At 69.1% G+C, this 19,487-nt stretch carries 18 protein-coding genes; 13 read left to right on the forward strand and 5 right to left on the reverse strand.

Annotated features, from left to right (window positions below; all coding sequences use genetic code 11):
* Positions 1-15: 15 nt before the first annotated feature.
* The 5 genes from AC07O4_RS14915 (at position 16) to AC07O4_RS14935 (ending at position 8,286) form a co-directional block, all read left to right on the forward strand.
* The gene (locus AC07O4_RS14915; protein WP_495304953.1) at positions 16-2,418 is read left to right on the forward strand and encodes an ATP-binding cassette domain-containing protein; all 2,403 of its coding nucleotides are present in this window, start codon (positions 16-18) and stop codon (positions 2,416-2,418) included.
* Between the two features lie 73 nt (positions 2,419-2,491).
* Positions 2,492-4,720: a penicillin-binding protein 1C gene (gene pbpC / locus AC07O4_RS14920; RefSeq protein ID WP_495304954.1), complete on the forward strand. Its 2,229-nt coding sequence runs from the start codon at positions 2,492-2,494 to the stop codon at positions 4,718-4,720.
* Positions 4,717-6,180, forward strand: coding sequence for a TPM domain-containing protein (locus AC07O4_RS14925; RefSeq protein ID WP_495304955.1), 1,464 nt, complete (start codon positions 4,717-4,719; stop codon positions 6,178-6,180). The genes pbpC and AC07O4_RS14925 overlap by 4 nt, the downstream gene beginning before the upstream one ends.
* Before the next feature lie 112 nt (positions 6,181-6,292).
* Positions 6,293-6,973 carry a FadR/GntR family transcriptional regulator gene (locus AC07O4_RS14930; RefSeq protein ID WP_095949614.1) on the forward strand — a complete coding sequence of 227 codons (681 nt, stop codon included), beginning with the start codon at positions 6,293-6,295 and terminating at the stop codon, positions 6,971-6,973.
* On the forward strand, positions 6,970-8,286 hold the full coding sequence (locus AC07O4_RS14935; RefSeq protein WP_495304956.1) for a CynX/NimT family MFS transporter: 1,317 nt from the start codon (positions 6,970-6,972) through the stop codon (positions 8,284-8,286). Before AC07O4_RS14930 ends, AC07O4_RS14935 begins: the two co-directional genes overlap by 4 nt.
* Positions 8,287-8,305: 19 nt before the next feature.
* On the opposite strand, the gene AC07O4_RS14940 is transcribed toward AC07O4_RS14935, so the two are convergent.
* Positions 8,306-9,112 (reverse strand): hypothetical protein, encoded by an 807-nt coding sequence (locus AC07O4_RS14940; protein ID WP_495304957.1) that lies wholly within the window; start codon positions 9,110-9,112, stop codon positions 8,306-8,308.
* Positions 9,113-9,279: 167 nt separating this feature from the next.
* Here AC07O4_RS14940 and AC07O4_RS14945 point away from each other — a divergent pair, with 167 nt between their 5' ends.
* From AC07O4_RS14945 to AC07O4_RS14960, 4 genes are all read left to right on the forward strand, one after another.
* Positions 9,280-11,514 carry an NADP-dependent isocitrate dehydrogenase gene (locus AC07O4_RS14945; protein WP_095949616.1) on the forward strand — a complete coding sequence of 745 codons (2,235 nt, stop codon included), beginning with the start codon at positions 9,280-9,282 and terminating at the stop codon, positions 11,512-11,514.
* Positions 11,515-11,667: 153 nt separating this feature from the next.
* Positions 11,668-12,030, forward strand: coding sequence for a DUF1161 domain-containing protein (locus AC07O4_RS14950; RefSeq protein ID WP_495304958.1), 363 nt, complete (start codon positions 11,668-11,670; stop codon positions 12,028-12,030).
* 18 nt (positions 12,031-12,048) lie between these two features.
* A complete protein-coding gene (locus AC07O4_RS14955; RefSeq protein ID WP_495304959.1) occupies positions 12,049-12,651 on the forward strand; it encodes a Pr6Pr family membrane protein in 603 nt (200 codons plus the stop codon).
* A gap of 161 nt (positions 12,652-12,812) precedes the next feature.
* Entirely contained in the window at positions 12,813-13,577 is a 765-nt protein-coding gene (locus tag AC07O4_RS14960; protein WP_495304960.1) for an SDR family oxidoreductase, read from the forward strand.
* 14 nt (positions 13,578-13,591) lie between these two features.
* Here the strand turns inward: AC07O4_RS14960 and cynS are convergent, their stop codons facing one another.
* Complete coding sequence (cynS, locus tag AC07O4_RS14965) at positions 13,592-14,035, reverse strand: cyanase (protein ID WP_095949618.1); 444 nt, start codon at positions 14,033-14,035, stop codon at positions 13,592-13,594.
* A 73-nt stretch (positions 14,036-14,108) separates the two neighbouring features.
* A complete protein-coding gene (locus AC07O4_RS14970; protein ID WP_495274288.1) occupies positions 14,109-14,531 on the reverse strand; it encodes a nuclear transport factor 2 family protein in 423 nt (140 codons plus the stop codon).
* Between the two features lie 87 nt (positions 14,532-14,618).
* On the opposite strand from AC07O4_RS14970, the gene AC07O4_RS14975 reads away from it, so the two are divergent.
* The 3 genes from AC07O4_RS14975 (at position 14,619) to AC07O4_RS14985 (ending at position 17,419) form a co-directional block, all read left to right on the forward strand.
* Positions 14,619-15,200 (forward strand): TetR/AcrR family transcriptional regulator, encoded by a 582-nt coding sequence (locus AC07O4_RS14975; protein WP_062478023.1) that lies wholly within the window; start codon positions 14,619-14,621, stop codon positions 15,198-15,200.
* 31 nt (positions 15,201-15,231) lie between these two features.
* Positions 15,232-16,125, forward strand: coding sequence for a LysR substrate-binding domain-containing protein (locus AC07O4_RS14980; RefSeq protein ID WP_070062186.1), 894 nt, complete (start codon positions 15,232-15,234; stop codon positions 16,123-16,125).
* A gap of 136 nt (positions 16,126-16,261) precedes the next feature.
* Positions 16,262-17,419 (forward strand): alpha-hydroxy acid oxidase, encoded by a 1,158-nt coding sequence (locus tag AC07O4_RS14985; RefSeq protein WP_495304961.1) that lies wholly within the window; start codon positions 16,262-16,264, stop codon positions 17,417-17,419.
* A 36-nt stretch (positions 17,420-17,455) separates the two neighbouring features.
* Here AC07O4_RS14985 and AC07O4_RS14990 read toward each other — a convergent pair whose 3' ends face one another.
* Positions 17,456-17,896: a hypothetical protein gene (locus AC07O4_RS14990; protein WP_070062185.1), complete on the reverse strand. Its 441-nt coding sequence runs from the start codon at positions 17,894-17,896 to the stop codon at positions 17,456-17,458.
* Between the two features lie 229 nt (positions 17,897-18,125).
* Between AC07O4_RS14990 and AC07O4_RS14995 the strand changes: the two genes are divergently transcribed.
* Positions 18,126-18,473 carry a hypothetical protein gene (locus tag AC07O4_RS14995; protein ID WP_307694874.1) on the forward strand — a complete coding sequence of 116 codons (348 nt, stop codon included), beginning with the start codon at positions 18,126-18,128 and terminating at the stop codon, positions 18,471-18,473.
* Between the two features lie 25 nt (positions 18,474-18,498).
* On the opposite strand, the gene AC07O4_RS15000 is transcribed toward AC07O4_RS14995, so the two are convergent.
* A complete protein-coding gene (locus AC07O4_RS15000) occupies positions 18,499-19,482 on the reverse strand; it encodes a tripartite tricarboxylate transporter substrate-binding protein (protein ID WP_070062183.1) in 984 nt (327 codons plus the stop codon).
* Positions 19,483-19,487: the final 5 nt, after the last annotated feature.

Consider the following 19,487-nt stretch of genomic DNA (forward strand, 5'->3'; position numbering starts at 1 on the left):
CCAGAGAAAGACCCGATGAGCAGCAAGGCCCCGAAGAAGGAAACAAAGAGCACGAAGGACGCGAACGGCAGGCACGCCGCCGACCACCACGACCTCATCCGCGTGCAGGGCGCGCGCGTGAACAACCTGAAGGACATCAGCGTCGAGCTGCCCAAGCGCCGGCTCACGGTGTTCACGGGCGTCTCGGGCTCGGGCAAGAGTTCGCTGGTGTTCGGCACCATCGCGGCCGAGTCGCAGCGGCTCATCAACGAGACCTACAGCGCCTTCGTGCAGGGCTTCATGCCGACGCTCGCGCGGCCCGAGGTCGACGTGCTCGACGGCCTGACGACCGCGATCATCGTGGACCAGGAGCGCATGGGCGGCGACCCGCGCTCCACCGTCGGCACCGCGACCGACGCCAACGCGATGCTGCGCATTCTCTTCAGCCGCCTGGGCAAGCCGCACATCGGCTCGCCCAGTGCCTTCGCGTTCAACGTGCCTTCGGTGAAAGCCACCGGCGCCATCACGGTGGAGCGCGGCGCCGCCAAGACGGTGAAGCAGACCTTCAGCCGCACCGGCGGCATGTGCCCGCGCTGCGAGGGCCGGGGCGCGGTCACGGACTTCGACCTGAGCGCCTTCTACGACGACAGCAAGTCGCTCAACGAAGGCGCGCTCACCATCCCGGGCTTCAGCATGGAAGGCTGGTACGGGCGCATATTCAACGGCTGCGGCTTCTTCGACCCCGACAAGCCGATCCGCAAGTTCACGAAGAAGGAGCTCGACGCCCTGCTCCACAAGGAGCCGACCAAGATCAAGATCGACGGCATCAACCTCACCTACCAGGGCCTCATTCCGCAGGTGCAGAAGTCGTTCCTGGCCAAGGACGTCGAGGCGATGCAGCCGCACATCCGCGCCTTCGTGGAACGCGCCGTGACCTTCACCACCTGCCCCGAGTGCGAGGGCACGCGGCTGAGCGAGGCGGCGCGCTCGTCGCGCATCAAGAAGCTCAACATCGCCGAGGCCTGCGCGATGCAGATCAGCGACCTCGCTGCGTGGGTCGGCGGCCTGAACGAGCCCTCGGTGGCGCCGCTGCTGGCCAAGCTGGCGCACACGCTCGATTCCTTCGTGGAAATCGGCCTCGGCTACCTCAGCCTCGACCGCCCCTCGGGCACGCTCTCGGGCGGCGAGGCGCAGCGCGTGAAGATGATCCGCCACCTGGGCTCCTCGCTCACCGACGTGACCTACGTCTTCGACGAGCCCACCATCGGCCTGCACCCGCACGACATCCAGCGCATGAACGAGCTGCTGCTGCGCCTGCGCGACAAGGGCAACACGGTGCTGGTGGTGGAGCACAAGCCCGAGGCCATCGCCATCGCCGACCACGTCGTCGACCTCGGCCCCGGCGCGGGCTCGGCGGGCGGCACGGTCTGCTTCGAAGGCAGCGTGGCAGCGCTGCGCACCAGCGGCACGCTCACGGGCCGGCACCTGGACGACCGGGCCGCGCTCAAGAAGAAGCTGCGCCAGCCCACCGGTGCGCTGCCGATCCGCGGCGCCAAGGCGCACAACCTGCGCAACGTCGATGTCGACATTCCGCTGGGCGTGCTGGTGGTCGTGACCGGCGTGGCGGGCTCGGGCAAGAGTTCGCTGGTGCACGGATCGATTCCCGCCGGCGCGGGCGTGGTGGCGGTCGACCAGGGCGCGATCCGCGGCTCGCGCCGCAGCAACCCGGCCACCTACACCGGCCTGCTCGACCCGATCCGCAACGCCTTCGCCAAGGCCAACGGCGTGAAGCCTGCGCTGTTCAGCGCCAACTCCGAGGGCGCCTGCCCCACCTGCAACGGCGCGGGCGTGATCTACACCGACCTGGCGATGATGGCCGGCGTGGCCACGATCTGCGAGGAGTGCGAGGGCAAGCGCTTCCACGCCTCGGTGCTCGAGCACCGCTTCGGCGGGCGCGACATCAGCGAGGTGCTCGCGATGCCGGTGACCGAGGCCGCGGCCTTCTTCGGCGAGGGCCCGGCGCGCACACCGGCGGCGCACGCCATCCTGCAACGGCTGGCCGACGTGGGCCTGGGCTACCTGAGCCTGGGCCAGCCGCTCACTACGCTGTCGGGCGGCGAGCGCCAGCGGCTCAAGCTGGCCACGCACATGGCCGAGAAGGGCGGCGTGTACGTGCTCGACGAGCCGACCACCGGCCTGCACCTGGCCGACGTGGCGCAGCTGCTGGCCCTGCTCGACCGGCTGGTGGATGCGGGCAAGTCGGTCATCGTCATCGAGCATCACCAGGCGGTGATGGCGCACGCCGACTGGATCATCGACCTGGGCCCCGGCGCCGGCCACGACGGCGGGCGCGTGGTCTTCGAGGGCACGCCGGCCGAGCTGATCAGCCAACGCGCCACGCTCACAGGACAGCATCTCGCTGCGTACGTGGGCACCTGACGCGTCCCGGAAGGCATGGCGGAGAATGGGCCGTCTCCGCTTTGCCTGCCGCCCTTCGGCCCCGTCTGCTGCGATGCCTCTTGCGTTCTCGTTTTCTTCCACCGCCCGGCACACCCTGGCCGTGGTCCTGCTGACGGCAGCCGCCGCACCCTCGGCCTGGGCGCTGGCCAGCTTCGAGGAGGTGAAGCGCGACTTCCGTTCCTCCGAGACCGCCGTGCTCGACCGCCAGGGCGAGCTGCTGCAGCGCGTGCGCACCGACCCCACGGTGCGGCGCGGCCAGTGGACCGCGCTGGCCGACGTGTCGCCCGCGCTGCGCGCGGCCATGGTGCTGAGCGAGGACAAGCGCTTCTACGAACACAGCGGCGTCGATTGGCGCGCCGCCTCGGCCGCCGCCTGGGGCAATCTGTGGAACACGCGCACGCGCGGCGCCTCGACCATCACCATGCAGCTGGCGGGCCTGCTCGACGACGACCTGCGCCGCGCGGCGGGCGGGCGCAGCTTCACGCAGAAGATCGGCCAGACCGTGGCCGCCACGCAGCTGGAGCGCCGCTGGCGCAAGGACCAGATCCTCGAGGCCTACCTGAACACGGTGCCCTTCCGCGGCGAGATCGTCGGCATCGACGCGCTCTCGCGCACGCTCTTCAGCAAGGCCCCGAGCGGGCTCGACGCACGCGAGGCCGCCGTGGCCGCCGCGCTGGTGCGCGCGCCCAACGCCCGCCCCGCCCTGGTGGCGCAGCGCGCCTGCGAGGTGCTGCGCGTGATGGAGCCCGGCGCCAAGACCGACTGCGAGGCGCTCGACATGTTCACCAGCGCCGTGGTGCAGCGGCGTGCGTTCGAGCCCAACGAAGGCATCGCGCCACATGCCGCGCGGCGGGTGCTGCGCGAGTTGCGTGATGCAGGGAACGACAAGGCCACCGCCCCCACCAGCGTGCGCACCACGCTGCGCGCGCCGCTGCAGCGCTACGCGCTCGACAGCCTGCAGCGCCACCTGCGCGAGCTGCGCGACCGCCACGTGGAAGACGGCGCGCTCGTGGTGCTCGACAACGCGAGCGGCGAGGTGCTGGCCTGGGTCGGTTCCTCGGGCCCGCTGAGCCAGGCCGCCGAGGTCGACGGCGTGACCGCGCTGCGCCAGCCCGGCTCCACGCTCAAGCCCCTGCTGTACGCGCAGGCCCTGGCCGAGAAGCGCATCACGGCGGCCTCGCTCATCGAGGACTCGTCGGCGCAGATCAGCACCGCGAGCGGCCTCTACATTCCGCAGAACTACGACCGCCGCTTCAAGGGCCCGGTGTCGGCGCGCACCGCGCTGGCCGCCTCGCTCAACGTGCCGGCCGTGCGCACGCTGGTGATGGTGTCGCCCGAGGCCTTCGCGCGCGAGCTGCGCGCCGCCGGCCTGCCGCTGCGCGAGAGCGGCGATTACTACGGCTACAGCCTGGCACTCGGCAGCGCCGAGGTGTCGCTGCTGTCGCTGGCCAATGCCTACCGCATGATGGCCAACGGCGGACGCTTCGGGGCGACCACGCTCACGCCACGCCCTGCCCCGGCCACCAAGGCGAAGCCCGTTGAAGCCGCGCCGCTGCTCGACCCGCGCGCCGCCTTCATCGTCAGCGACATCCTCTCCGACCCGAACGCGCGCACGCGCACCTTCGGCCTGGACAGCATCCTGTCCACCCGTTTCTGGACCGCCGTGAAGACCGGCACCAGCAAGGACATGCGCGACAACTGGGCCGTGGGCTGGTCGCAGCGCTACACGGTCGGCGTGTGGGTGGGCAACGCCAGCGGCGCCTCGATGTGGGACGTGAGCGGCACCAGCGGCGCCGCGCCCGTGTGGGCCGAGGTGATGCGCTTCCTGCACGCGCGCGAACCCAGCCGCGCGCCCGCGCCGCCCGCCGGGCTGGTCGAGGCGCGCGTGAGCTTCGGCCCCGGCGCCGACGGCAGCCCGCTCGAAGCGGCGCGCAGCGAATGGTTCCTGCAGGGCACTGAGCAACCGCTGTTCGCGCTCGACACCGGCATGGCGAGCGACGCCGCCTCGGCGCGCATCACGGCGCCGGCCGACGGCACGATCCTGGCGCTCGACCCCGACATTCCGCCGCAGCGCCAGCGCGTGCGTTTCGAATCCGAGGGGCGCGGCGTGCAGTGGCGCATCGACGGCAAGTTCCACGCGCGCGGCAACAGCGCGCAGTGGCTGCCCTGGCCCGGCCGGCACCTGATCGAGCTGGTGGACGCCAGCGGCAAGGTGGTCGACCAGCGCCGGGTCGAGGTGCGCGGCGCGGGCGTTGTGGCGGCCAAGGGCGCGCGCCGATGAACGCGCTGGTGCGCGTGTCGCTGTCGATGCCCCGCTGGCTGTCGCTGTGCCTGGGCCTGCTGCTGTTGGTGCTGTGCCTGGCCGGCCCGCGCGCCGCGCAGGCCAAGCCCGTGCCGGTGCCGCCGATGAGCTCGCGCGTGGTCGACCTCGCGCAGGCGCTGCCGCCCGGCGAGGCCGAGGCGCTGCGCGCGCAGATCGCCGACATCCAGGGCCGCACCCAGGCCCAGCTCGCGGTGCTCATCGTGCCGACCACGGGCGAGGACACCATCGAGAGCTACGCCACGCGCGTGTTCGCGAAGTGGCGGCTGGGCCGCAGCGACGCCGACGACGGCATCCTGCTGCTCGTGGCGCAGAAAGACCGCCGCATGCGCATCGAGGTCGGCACCGGGCTCGAAGGCACGGTGACCGACATCCAGGCGGCCCGCATCATCGACCGCGAGATGGCGCCGCGCTTTCGCGAGGGCGACTTCGCCGGCGGCGTGCAAGCGGCCGTGGGCGCGCTCGCGCGGCTGCTCGATGGCGAGGTGGGCGTTGTCGCGCCCGAGTCGCAGCAGATCGTGGTGGACCACGCCGCCGCACCCGACGAAGAGAAGGTCACCAGCCTGACGAGCGGCGGCCGCGTCACGCCCGAGGGCTGGGGCCTGCTGGGCGTGGTGCTGTGGGGCCTGGGCCTGGGCATCTACCACGGCCGCGGCGTCCCGCGCGACGCGTCGCGCGGCAGCTCGGCCTCGCGGCGTGCCGAAGAGAAAAAACGCAAGGGCAAGCGCAAGGGCAGCGCGCGCCCCGAACCCTGGGCCGACGCCCTGGCGGCGATCGAGCCCGAACCGGCGCGTGCGCGCCCTGCCCCGCGCGACCTGCGCCTGGTGCTCGGCTTGCTCGGGGCCGGCCCGCTGGCGGCCGGCGCGGCGCTGCTGAATCCGGCCATCGCGCTGGTGCTGGCGATGCCGGCGATCTTCGGCTACGGCCTGGGCTTTCTCTGCGGCATGTCGCGCACGGCCGCCATCTTCATGGGCGGCTTCGTGCTCGTGATCGCGTCGCTGGTCGCCGTCGCATTCACGGTCGGCGCCGACCGCTTCTGGTGGGGCTTCCTGTGGGCGCTGTGCATCGGCGGCGTGACGCTGTTCGCGGTGATCATCGTGCGCTGCATGGTCAACACCTTCCAGCGCAGCGTGGTCAGCTTCCTCGTCCGGCTGGTCATCGTGGCCGGCATCTGCGGCTACGTGTTCCACATCACCTCGCCCGGCCCGGTGCCGGACACCTCGTGGATTCCCATTGCGCTAGCGGCGTTCTTCTCGATGCTGATCGGCTTCCTGCCGCCCGGCGTCATGGAATCGAGCGACGACGACGGGGACAGCGGCTGGAGCAGCAGCAGTTCGTCGTCCTCGTCCTCGTCTTCGTCGTCGTCCTCCTCGGACAGCGGCGGTTCGAGCAGCGGCGGCGGCGCCTCGGGCAGCTGGTAAAGCGGGCGGCCGGACACCCGCCGCGCCGCCTTCATGCCCCTCCCGCCGACCGCGTCTTTTTGACAATGGTTAAATTCATCCAATCATTGAATGAATAAGCCACCCTGATCCCATGCTCGTCCAACCGCCCCGCACCTCCCTGGCCGACGCCGCCGCGAACAGCATCCGCACCGAAATCGCGGCGGGCCGCTGGCCCATCGGCTCGCGCATTCCGATCGAGCCCCAGCTGGCGCAGCTGCTGGGCGTGAGCCGCGGCACGGTGCGCGAGGCGGTGAAGACGCTGGTGTCGCGCGGCCTGCTCGAGGTGCGGCAGGGTTCGGGCACGTACGTGCGCTCAGGCTTCGACCCCTCGGCCAGCCTGCAGAAGCTGCGCCTGGCCAGCCTGCGCGACCAGTTCGAGGTGCGCCGCGCGCTCGAGGTCGAGGCCGCCCGGCTCGCCGCCGTACGCCACACCGCGAAAGACCTGCGCCGGCTGAACGCCCTGCTCGACAAGCGCGGCCAGCCCGACCTGGCCGACGGCGGCGCGGCCTTCATCGAGCGCGACCTGGCCTTTCACCTGGCCATCGTCGATGTGTCGGGCAACCTGGCGCTGGTCGAGACCTGCCGCTTCATCACCGGCTACATCAAGGAAACCATCGCCAGCACGCTGAGCGCCAGCCTGCCCGAGCCCGACGAGGCGGCGCACCGCGCCATCGTCGAAGGCATCGCGAGCCGCGACCCCGAGCGCGCCGCCGCCGCCGTGCGCGAGCTGATGGCGCCGACGCTCAACGCGCTCGCACTGGGCACCGCATGAACTCCATGACCTTGCCCACGGGTGTTGCTGCGCGCACCCAGGCGGCGCCATCGGGCGCCGAAGAACTGCTGATCGACGCCGAAGTCGACAGCCTCCCCGCGCCGCGCCCCACGCCGACGCCCAGCCGGGGCCACCAGCTGCTGCTTGGCCTGACGGTGGTGCTCATCGCCTTCAACCTGCGCCCGGTGTTCGCCAGCCTGTCGGTGGTGCTGCCGGAAATCATCCGCGCCACCGGCCTGTCGGCCACCGCCGCCAGCCTGCTGACCACGCTGCCGATCGTCTGCCTGGGCGTGTTCGCGCCGCTGGCGCCCTGGCTCGGGCGCCGCTTCGGCACCGAACGCACGCTGCTGGGCTGCATGGTGCTGATCGGCGTGGGCACGGTGCTGCGCGGCACCGGCAACATCCCGCTGCTGTTCCTGGCCTCGGCCATCGCGGGCAGCGGCATCGCGGTGTCGAACGTGCTGCTCTCGGGCCTGGTGAAGCGCGACTTCGCCAAGCAGGCCGCGCTGATGATGGGCCTGTACACCATGGCCGTGTGCGGCGGCGCCGCCAGCGCCGCGGGCCTCACGGTGCCGCTGGAACACGCGCTGGGCGGCGGCTGGACGCTGGCGCTCGCCATGTGGGCCGTGCCGGCCGCGCTGGTCACGTTCATCTGGGCGCCGCAGGCGCTGCCGCTCAAGCCGGTGGCCAGCGAGTCGGGCTTCACCGTGCGCGGCCTGTGGCGCGACCGGCTGGCCTGGCAGGTGACCTTCTTCATGGGGCTGCAGTCGGCCCTGGCGTACATCGTGATGGGCTGGCTGGCGCCGATCCTGCGCGAGCGCGGGCTCAGCGGCGAAATGGCCGGCTACGTGGTGTCGCTGTCGGTCATGACGCAGGTCGTGACCTGCCTCGTGGTGCCGGCGCTGGCCGTGAAGCTGCGCAACCAGCGCGCGCTGGCGGTGGTGCTCTCGGCGATGACGGTGGCGGCCATGCTGGCCATGCTGTTCGCGCCGCTGGACGCCCCCGGCGGCATGTGGACCTGGGCCGTGGTGCTGGGCATTTCGCAGGGCGGCACCTTCGCGCTGGCGCTCACGATGATCGTGCTGCGCTCGCCCGATTCGCACATTGCCGCGCACCTGTCGGGCATGGCGCAGGGCGTGGGCTACATGGTGGCGGCCTTCGGCCCGCTGCTGGCCGGGCTGCTGCACGGCTGGACCGGCAGCTTCCGCGCCTCGGCGTGGCTGTTCGTCGGCCTGGGCGTGGTGCTGGTCATGGCGGGGCTGGGCGCGGGACGCACGCTGCACGTGGGCGCGGTGACGGTGCCGCGGCACTGAGCCGCAGTCTGCTGCCTGCCTACTGCAGCCCGCCGTCGCAGGCGGTTGGTTTCTGCGCGCTGTCGTCCGTGAAGTCCACGCTGGTGCGCTTGTTGCCGGCCGGCCCCGTGTGCGCCGGCCACTCGCTCTGCAGCCAGGTGTAGCGCCACACATAGGGACCGCCGGCCTTCGCCGGCGCGTCGTAGGCGATGCGCAGGCTGCCGCGGCTTTCGTCGTGGCAGTGCTTCGAGGTCTTGTATTCCTTCTCGCTGAAGCAGGCGCGGATCGACCGCGAACACCAGTACGGGATGCCCTCCCGCGCGGCCTTGGCGCGCTGCCCGGGCGGCGTGTCCAGCGGCACGAAGTCGGCCGTCACATAGGACGCGCCGCCGCCCGAATAGCTTTCCGATTCGCGCTGGGTCACGGCCACGGCCCAACGGCCTTCGGCCAGCGGGTAGAGCACCGGCGCGAGGGCCAGGTGCAGCTCGGGGTCGGTGCTGGGGCGGTCGCGCTGCTGCGAGGCCACGTAGGTCGAGAAATCGTGCAGCTGCGCGAGCTGCCAGCCACCGGTGCCGGCGTCGCGCTTCAGGCGTGCCATGGCCAGGGGCTTTTCCGAGGTGAGCAGGTAGTCGTCGGGTGCGCCGCCGTCGCGCGGACGGTGCAGCTTCAGCGCCTGCGCATCGCAGGGCTGGGGCAGCAAGGCGCACAGGTGGGCGCGCCACATGGCGTCGACGGCCTCGGGCGTCTTGACGGCCACGAAGACCTGGGCTGCGGGCGCAGCGAGCACGGGGCCGGCCGGCAGCGACGCGAGAAGACCGACGATCCCGGCAAGAGGCAGCTTTTTCATGGGGCGCAATGGTAGCCATCGCGGGAAGCCCTGGCAGAGGGGTCATCGGGGTTTCTCCGACCGCGCCCCGGCCCGACCGGGCGACAATGGGGGGCTCCGGCGAAAGTCCATTTCGCCCAATGAAATTTCAGCCCTCTCGACAACCCAGAACCTACGGAAGCAAGCGCATGAGCACGAAGCAACCCACCATCGTCTACACCCTCACCGACGAGGCGCCCCTGCTGGCGACCTACGCCTTCCTGCCCATCGTGCGCGCCTTCACGGCTCCGGCCGGCATCAACGTGACGACGAGCGACATCTCGGTGGCCGCCCGCATCCTGGGCGAGTTCCCCGAGTTCCTGAGCGACGACCAGAAGGTGCCCGACAACCTGGCCGAACTGGGCAAGCTCACGCTCAAGCCCGAAGCCAACATCATCAAGCTGCCCAACATCAGCGCCTCGGTGTCGCAGCTCAAGTCGGCCATCAAGGAACTGCAGGGCAAGGGCTACAAGATCCCCGACTACCCGGAGAACCCGACCTCGGACGAGGACAAGGACATCCGCACGCGCTACAACAAGTGCACCGGCAGCGCCGTGAACCCCGTGCTGCGCGAAGGCAACTCCGACCGCCGCGCGCCCCGCGCCGTGAAGGAATACGCCCGCAAGAACCCGCACAGCATGGCCGAGTGGAGCCAGGCCTCGCGCTCGCACGTCTCGCACATGCACGGCGGCGACTTCTATCACGGCGAAAAGTCCATGACCCTGGACCGCGCGCGCAACGTCAAGATGGAACTGCTGACCAAGAGCGGCAAGACCATCGTGCTCAAGCCCAAGGTCGCCCTGCTCGACCGCGAGATCATCGACTCCATGTTCATGAGCAAGAAGGCCCTGCTGGCCTTCTATGAAAAGGAAATCGAAGACGCGCACAAGACCGGCGTGATGTTCTCGCTGCACGTGAAGGCCACCATGATGAAGGTCTCGCACCCCATCGTGTTCGGCCACTGCGTGAAGATCTTCTACAAGGAAGCCTTCGAGAAGCACGGCAAGCTGTTCGACGAGCTGGGCATCAACGTCAACAACGGCATGGTCGACCTGTACAACAAGATCGCCACGCTGCCCCAGAGCACGCAGGACGAGATCAAGCGCGACCTGCACGCCTGCCACGAAGGCCGCCCCGAGCTGGCCATGGTCGACTCGGCCAAGGGCATCACCAACTTCCACTCGCCCAACGACGTGATCGTGGACGCCTCGATGCCCGCCATGATCCGCAACGGCGGCAAGATGTGGGGCGCCGATGGCCGCCTGAAGGACGTGAAGGCCGTGATGCCCGAATCGACCTTCGCCCGCATCTACCAGGAGATCATCAACTTCTGCAAGTGGCACGGCGCCTTCGATCCCAAGACCATGGGCACCGTGCCCAACGTCGGCCTCATGGCCCAGAAGGCCGAAGAGTACGGCTCGCACGACAAGACCTTCGAGATCCCCGAAGACGGCGTGGCCAACATCACCGACCTGGACACCGGCGAAGTGCTGATGAGCGAAGACGTGGAGAAGGGCGACATCTGGCGCATGTGCCAGGTCAAGGACGCCGCGATCCGCGACTGGGTGAAGCTGGCCGTGAACCGCGCGCGTAACTCCGGCATGCCGGTGGTGTTCTGGCTCGACGCCTACCGCCCGCACGAGGCGCAGCTGATCACCAAGGTCAAGATGTACCTGCACGAGCACGACACCACGGGCCTGGACATCCAGATCATGAGCCAGGTGCGCGCCATGCGCTACACGCTGGAGCGCGTCGTGCGCGGCCTGGACACCATCAGCGCCACCGGCAACATCCTGCGCGACTACCTCACCGACCTGTTCCCCATCATGGAACTGGGCACCTCGGCCAAGATGCTGTCGATCGTGCCGCTCATGGCCGGCGGCGGCATGTACGAGACCGGCGCGGGCGGCTCGGCCCCCAAGCACGTGCAGCAGCTGGTGGAAGAAAACCACCTGCGCTGGGACTCGCTCGGTGAATTCCTCGCGCTGGCCGTGAGCCTGGAAGACCTGGGCCTGAAGACCGGCAACGCGCAGGCCAAGATCCTGGCCAAGACGCTCGACGCCGCCACCGGCCAGCTGCTGGACAACAACAAGAACCCGTCGCCCAAGACCGGCCAGCTCGACAACCGCGGCAGCCAGTTCTACCTGGCCATGTACTGGGCCCAGGAACTCGCCGCGCAGACCGAGGACAAGGAGCTGCAGGCCAAGTTCAAGAAGCTGGCCGAAGCGCTCACCGCCAACGAGAAGAAGATCGTCGACGAACTCGCGGCCGTGCAGGGCAAGGCCGTGGACATCGGCGGCTACTACCTGGCCGACCCGAAGAAGTACGAAGCCGTGATGCGCCCGAGCGCCACGCTGAACGCGGTGCTGGCACCGGCGGTCTGATTCCGCTGCGTTGCGCCTCCCGGGCCTGACCAGGCCCGGAAGTGCCCACACCAACGGCCTGTCGCTCACGCGGCGGGCCGTTGGTCTTTGTGCGCGACTAGACTCCGATTTCTCCCGCCCCCACTGCACGCAAGAAAGAAAGGCAGGCCCCTCATGAAACGCCATTGGCTTGCTGTTGCCGCCGCCGCCTGGCCCCTGCTCATGGCCGCCGGCAGCGCCCATGCCCAGAGCCCCACTCAGAGCAACTGCGAAACGCTGCGCGCCCAGATCGAAGCGAAGATCACCGCCTCGGGCGTGACCAACTTCAGCGTCGTCACCATCGATGCCGCCGCCACGGCGAGCGGACAGGTGGTGGGCAGCTGCGAGCTGGGCACCAGGAAGATCGTCTACCAGCGCGAAGGCGGCGCGGCCTCGCCGCCCCCGAGCGCCACCTCGGCGCCCGCGTCGCGCGGCGAGCCCATCCTCACCGAATGCAAGGACGGCTCGGTGTCCATGGGCGGCAGCTGCAAGCCCTGACGACCGACACGGCATCCCATGGCCTGGTCCACGCTGCGTCTGTTCTTCGGCCTGCTGACCCTCGTGGCGATCGGCTGGCAGCTGACGATCCATGTCCGCATGGGTTTCAACGTCGTCAACTTCTTCAGCTTCTTCACCAACCTCTCGAACCTGTTCGCGGCCATCGTGCTGGTGCTCGGCGCGCGCCGCCTCTGGCAGCCAACATCCACGGGCCCTGACGACCGCCTGCGTGCCTTGTCGGCCGTGAACATGGCGGTGGTCGGCATCGTCTTCTCGCTGCTGCTGCGCGACGTCGACCTCGGCGCGCTGCGGCCGTGGATCAACACGCTGCTGCACCACGTGATGCCCTGCGTCGTGCTGCTCGACTGGCTGCTGCAACCGCCGCGCACGCGCCTCGGCGGCCGGCAGCTGCTGTGGACGCTGGTCTTCCCGATGGCCTATCTGGTCTACACGCTGGTGCGCGGCAGCCGCACGGGCTGGTACCCCTACCCTTTCCTCAACCCTGCCAACGTCGGCGGCTACGGCGGCGTGGCCGTCTATGCCGCAGGCATCGCGCTGACCTTCGGGCTGGCGGGATGGGGGCTGCTGGCGTTGGGGAATCGGCTGGGCCGGCACGCCTGACGCGACCCCGCGCACGACCCGCCTGTTTCTGCATTTCGCAGGATCAGGCAAAAACCTCGTTCGATCCGGATACCGCCTCCGGCCCCTTCGCCCCGAGACTCCTCTGCATGCCCGGCGCACCCCTTGCGCCATGGCGCATCGACCCGCATGAGGAGTTTTGTATGAGTGCAATCCAGGACACAGTGGTTCTCGTCACCGGCGCCAGCAGCGGCATCGGCGAGGCGACGGCGCGGCGGCTCGCGCGGCGCGGCGCCCATGTGGTGCTCGGCGCGCGCCGCACCGAACGGCTCGCGGCGCTCGCGGCCGAGATCAATGCCATCGGCGGCTCGGCGAGCTTCCGGCGGCTCGATGTGACACACCGGCCCGACATGGAGGCCTTTGCCGAGTTCGCCCTCGACACGCACGACCGCATCGACGTGCTGGTGAACGCCGCCGGCGTGATGCCGCTGTCGCCACTGTGGCAGCGCAAGATCGAGGAGTGGGAGCTGATGATCGACGTCAACCTGCGCGGCATGCTGCTGGGCGTGGCGGCCGTGCTGCCCACGATGCAGGAGCAGGGCTGGGGCCACATCGTCAACGTCGCGCCGGTGGCCATGGGCGGCGCCACGCCCGACTCGGCCGTGTACCACGGCACGCAGTACGCGGTGCAGGCGATCTCCGAAGGGCTGCGGCGGGAACACGCGGGGCGCGTGCACGTCTCGCTGGTGAGCCCCGACGTGGCTGAGGCCGCCGACCCGCTGGCCGAGCGCATCGCCGACAGCTACGCCTTCGAGCGCATGCGCACACGGCGGCGGCTGACGACGCCGGTCGACGGCGTGGCGCGCGCCATTGCAGGTGCGATCGAGGGCGCGCGCTACGGCATGGCGGGCCCCGGCTGGCGCCCGGCCCCGACGCCGCGGCCGAAGCCGGCGGCACCGGTGTACTGACTGAACGCCGAACGTCAGTAGCTCTTGTACGGCAGGAACTTGCCCGACAGCACCACGTTGACGCGGTCGCCCTTCGGATCGGGCTGGCGCTGGATGTCCATGCTGAAGTCGATGGCGCTCATGATGCCGTCGCCGAACTCTTCATGGATCAGCTCCTTGATGGTGGTGCCGTACACGCTCACCACCTCGTACCAGCGGTAGATCAGCGGGTCGGTGGGCACGGGCGTGGGCAGCGAGCCCTTGTAGGGCACGACCTGGAGCCACTTCTGCTCCTCCGGCGTGAGGCCGAAGATCTTGCCGATGACCTTGGCCTGCTTGTCGTCGAGCGTCATCTGGCCGAGGCAGGCGGCGGTGGTCCACTCCTTCGACAGGCCGACCTTTTTGGCCACGTCGGCCCACTGGATGCCCTTGGACACCTTCACGGTGATGATCTTCTCGGTGACGTCGTTGCGGTTCATGCGGCTTGGCTCCTGGGTATGAAGGGATGCGACAGGGCAAGCAACAGGCATGCCCGTTGTCGCCCCCTTCGCCTCAGCGCTCCCAGCGGAACTTGCGCTCCGATTCCGCAATGGGCTGGTCGTTGATGCTCGCGTAGCGCTTGCGCATCAACCCGTTCTCCGCAAACTCCCAGTTCTCGTTGCCGTGGCTGCGAAACCACTGGCCCGCGGCGTCGTGCCATTCGTACTCGAAGCGCACCGCGATGCGGTTGTCCATGAAGGCCCACAGCTGCTTCTTCAGGCGGTAGTCGTGCTCGCGCTCCCACTTGCGGGTGAGGAATTCCACCACCTGCTCGCGGCCATTGACGAAGTCCGCGCGGTTGCGCCATTCGGTGTCGGGCGTGTAGGCCAGGCTCACGCGCGCGGGGTCGCGCGAGTTCCAGGCGTCTTCGGCGGCCTGGACTTTCTGGAGGGCGGATTCAAGGGTAAAGGGCGGCAGCGGCGGGCGGGATTCCATGGCGGTCTTTCAGTCAAGAAATGAAGTGATGAAGGCCCGCAATGTGCCACGAGTAGACAGACCTGTCTACATGCCTACAATCGCCGCATGGACATCTCTGCACTGCCCGCGCGCGAGCGCATCCTGCTCACGGCGCACGAGCTCTTCTATGCCGACGGCATCCGCGCCACCGGCATCGACCGCGTGATCGCCGCGTCGGGCGTCACCAAGGTCACCTTCTACCGGCACTTCCCCTCGAAGGACGACCTGGTGCGCGCCTTTCTCGACCACCGGCACGGCGTGTGGATGGCCTGGTTCGTCGATGCGCTGGGCCGTCGCGACGCGCAGCAACGCATCGCGCAGGGGCAGGCGCTGCCGGTGCTGGCCGACGTGATGGCCGAGTGGTTCGCCGACCCGCTGTTTCGGGGCTGTGCCTTCATCAACTCGGTGGTGGAAGTGGGGGCCAGCGTGGCCGGCGCCGCCGACATCGCGCGCGAGCACAAGCGCGAGATGGTCGAGGTGATCGCCGGCCTGCTGCCCGACGGCCCGCAACGCATGGCCGTTGCACAGGCGGCCGCGCTCGGCGTCGACGGCGCCATCGTCAAGGCGCAGATGGGCGATGCGGCGCTGGCGCGCGAGGCGGTCGACGATCTGCGGCGGCTGCTCGATGCGCTGGTCGCCCTTCGATAACATCGCATCGCTCACTCCCTTCCAAAAGCACATGGCATCGACGCGACTCCCCTCGACCCAGGGCCTGCAGGCCTTCGAGGCCGTCGCGCGGCTGCGCAGCGTGAACCTGGCGGCCGAAGAACTCAGCGTGACGCCCAGCGCGGTCAGCCACCGCATCCGCCAGCTCGAGACGCAGCTCGAGCTCAAGCTCTTCACCGGCAACGACTTCGGCCTGAGCGCCGACGGTGTGGCCTACCTGGCGCGCGTGCGCGAGGCCATCGCGGCGCTGCAGCAGGTGCCGGGGCGCGAGCCCGCGTCGCAGGTGCGGCGGCTGCGCGTGGCGGTCACACCCACCTTCTCGCGCCAGATGCTGCTGCCCCGGCTGGCCGAGTTCCGCGACGCCTACCCGACCATCGAGCTGATGCTGCAGGTGACCATGCCGGTGCGCAACTTCACGGCCGAAGACGCCGACATCGAGCTGCGCTTCGGCACCGGCCCGTTCCACGACCGCGAGTTCTGCCAGCTGCTGGCCGACGACGTCTCGCCGGTGTGCAGCCCGGCCTACCTGGAGCGACACGGGCCCTTCGAGCAGCACTTCTCGACCGACGCCGAGGTGGCGCGCGTGCAGATGCTGCGCACGCCGCTGGAGTCGTGGCGCATCTGGTTCAAGGCCTGCGGCATCGGCCTGCCCGAACCGGCGGTGGGCCACCAGTTCAACGACCTGGGGCTGGCGCTCGATGCGGCCGCCGAAGACTTCGGCGTGGTGCTCATGCACCTGCGGCTGGGCCGCGCCTGGCTGGACAACGGCCGGCTGGTGCGCCTGTCGCCGCACAGCGCGCCCTCGCCCAACGCCTACTTCCTGTGCTGGCGCCCCGGCACCATGGAACGCTGGGAATGCGCCACCTTCGTCGAATGGCTGCGCCAGGCGCTGCGCGAGCCGGGCTGAATAATTTTCAGCCGGGGTGTGGGCTTTTTTCAGGTCGCCGGCGCGTTTCCCCTGCAGACTCGACCCCCGGCGCTGCCGTGGCCCACATGGCCCGGCCCGCCCTGACCCCCATAACACCAGCCAGGAGACCTCCCCCGTGCCCGACCTTTCCAAGATCACCTGCATCGAAGACCTGCGGGCGATCGCCCAGCGGCGCGTGCCGAAGATGTTCTACGACTACGCCGATTCCGGCGCCTGGACCGAGGGCACCTACCGCGCCAACGAGAGCGACTTCCAGAAGATCAAGCTGCGCCAGCGCGTGGCCGTGAACATGGAAGGCCGGTCCACCCGCACCACCATGATCGGCCAGGAGGTCGCCATGCCCGTGGCCATCGCGCCCACCGGCCTGACCGGCATGCAGCACGCCGACGGCGAAATCCTGGGCGCGCGCGCCGCCAAGGCCTTCGGCATTCCGTTCACGCTCTCGACCATGAGCATCTGCTCGCTGGAAGACATCGCCGAGAACACCGACCGGCATCCCTTCTGGTTCCAGCTCTACGTGATGAAGGACCGCGACTTCATCGAACGCCTGATCGACCGCGCCAAGGCCGCCAACGTGTCGGCGCTGCAGCTCACGCTCGACCTGCAGATCCTCGGCCAGCGCCACAAGGACATCAAGAACGGCCTGTCGACGCCGCCCAAGCCCACCATCAAGAACCTCATCAACCTGGCGACCAAGCCGCGCTGGTGCATGGGCATGCTGGGCACCAAGCGCCGCACCTTCGGCAACATCGCCGGCCACGCCAAGGGCGTGAAAGACCTGTCGTCGCTGTCGTCGTGGACCGCCGAACAGTTCGACCCTGCCCTGAGCTGGGCGGACGTCGAATGGATCAAGAAGCGCTGGGGCGGCAAGCTGATCCTCAAGGGCATCATGGACGAGGAAGACGCACGCCTGGCCGTGGACAGCGGCGCCGACGCGCTCATCGTGTCGAACCACGGCGGGCGCCAGCTCGACGGCGCCCCCTCCTCCATCGCCGCGCTGCCGGCCATCGCCGACGCCGTGGGCCGCCAGATCGAGGTGTGGATGGACGGCGGCGTGCGCAGCGGCCAGGACGTGCTCAAGGCCCGCGCGCTCGGCGCACGCGGCACGCTCATCGGCCGCAGCTTCCTGTACGGCCTGGGCGCCTACGGCCAGGAAGGCGTGACGCGCGCGCTGCAGATCATCCACAAGGAACTGGACATCACGATGGCCTTCTGCGGTCGCACGCAGATCGACGATGTGAAGTCGGACATCCTGTTGCCGGGGACGTTCTGACGCGGTCTGGCAGGGCCACGCCCGACGGTTACCCGCTCACTTCGTGAACCGTCGGAACGGCGCGCTCAACAGGCAGCCCAGCCAGAGCGTCGCCAGCCCGTCCGATGCCTCGTCGTGCCAGCCGCTCTTGTCGTTCCAGAGCAGCATCCTGTCATCGATGCTCACGCTCCACCTGGCATCCGGCAGCACTTCGCGGCGAATCCGATTGAGGCAGGCCACCCAGTGGCTGGCCCCCTTGTGCATGGCGAACGCCTTGTTGTCGGGGAGTTTCGTGGCGCCTTCCAGTACCTTTCCCCCGGTGAGTCCGGACGCCTCGTAGAGCGTGAAGGTCTCCCAGTTGAGGCCCTTACCTGAATGCGCATGGCGGTCGGCTTCGTCGACTTTGTCGAAGGCAGCCACGATCGCGTCCAGGCGCTGCGCTTCCTCGCGGGTCAGGGGACTGTCTCGTCTTGCGTCGTAGTAGATGCTGAAGCTCATGGAGCCGATTTCTGATGAACAGGATCGACGAGGGTAATGGCTCTGAGCTGCGCCCTGGTGCATTCGATGCGGTGGGGCTAACTCGTTCACGATCGGTTTGCGATTGCCACGGCAAGCAAACTACTTGCGTCACGGTCATTGCTGATTCCAGCGCGACCTGCTGCATGTGCATGAGACAGCTCTCCCTAAGATTTTGAGGAGGCCACAACGGTCCAACAGGGAGAGAAAAATGACAGTACAGAACTCACGCAGCACCGCGCGACGCGATTCGATGAATGCCGGCCTGCGGCTGGTGCTGAGCGTGCTGACGTGGGTCGTTTCGATCCCGGTCCTCAATGTCCTGCTCACCGGCCTGGCGCGACGCCAGGTCCTGACATTGACAGGGACCGGTGTAGCCCTCGTCGCCTGCGCCCTGCTCTTGTGGGCAGGGTTGATCTACTGGTGGCAGGTCCCAGCCACCCCCAGCATCGCAAGACGCGTGACGTACTTCATTGCCTACGTCGCCGTCATGGCGCTGCTGGGGCTGATCGGCGTGTGGGCCGCCTTCTGGGCCACAGTTGCCATCCACGGACTCTGAGCGCGATGCGCGCCGCCCGACAAACTCAGTCCGCGTACACCCCCGCCGCCTTGATGATCGGGCTCCACTTTGCAATCTCCGCCGCCACGAACTTCTTGTGCCCCTCGGGCTCGATGCGCCCGTCGGTGGCGACCACGGCGCCGAGCGCTTCCTCGCGCTTGATGAAGTCGGCGTCCTTCAGTGCCGCCTTCAGCGCATCGCTGATCTTCTTGAGCACCGGCGCGGGCGTGCCCTTGGGCGCGTACAGGCCGTGCCAGATCGTCACCTGGAAGTTCTTCAGGCCGGCCTCGTCGAGCGTGGGCAGGTCTTTCAAGAGCGGCGTGGTCAGGCGTTTGGGCGTGGTCACGGCATAGGCCTTGACCTTCTTCGCCTCGATCTGCGGCGAGGTGTTGGTGCTCTGGTCGCACAGGAGGTCGATCTGGCCGCCGATCAGATCGGTGATGGCGGGCGCCGTGCCCTTGTAGGGCACGGGCGTCATCTCGGTCTTCGTGGCGCTCTGGTAGAGCAAACCGCACAGGTGCGAGGCCGAGCCGATGCCTGCGTTGCCCAGGTTGATCTTGCCCTTGTTGGCGGCGATCCAGGCGGTCAGCTCCTTGTAGTTGGTGGCCGGCAGGCTGGGCTTGGCGATGAGCGTCATGGGCACGTCGTTGACGATGCCCAGGTACTCGAAGTCGGTCTCGACCTTGAACGGCACGTTGCGCACCAGCGTCGGCACGGTCGCCATCGCGATGTGGTTGAGCAGCAGCGTGTAGCCATCGGGGTTGGCGCGCGCCACCTTGGCCGCGCCGATGGAGCTGCCCGCGCCGGGCACGTTGTCGATGATGACGCTGGCGCCGCCCAGCGGCTTGCGCAGTGCCTCGGCGAGGTCGCGCGCGACGCGGTCGGTCGGGCCGCCGGCCGCGAAGGGAACGACGATGGTCACGGGTTTGCCCGCGGGAAAGTCCTGCGCGTGGGCGCCGACAGCCAGGGTGGTCAGGGCAACCGCCGCAAGGGCGAACATTTTTTTCATGAAGG

It is taken from the genome of Variovorax sp. GW821-FHT09D04, assembly GCF_059416405.1.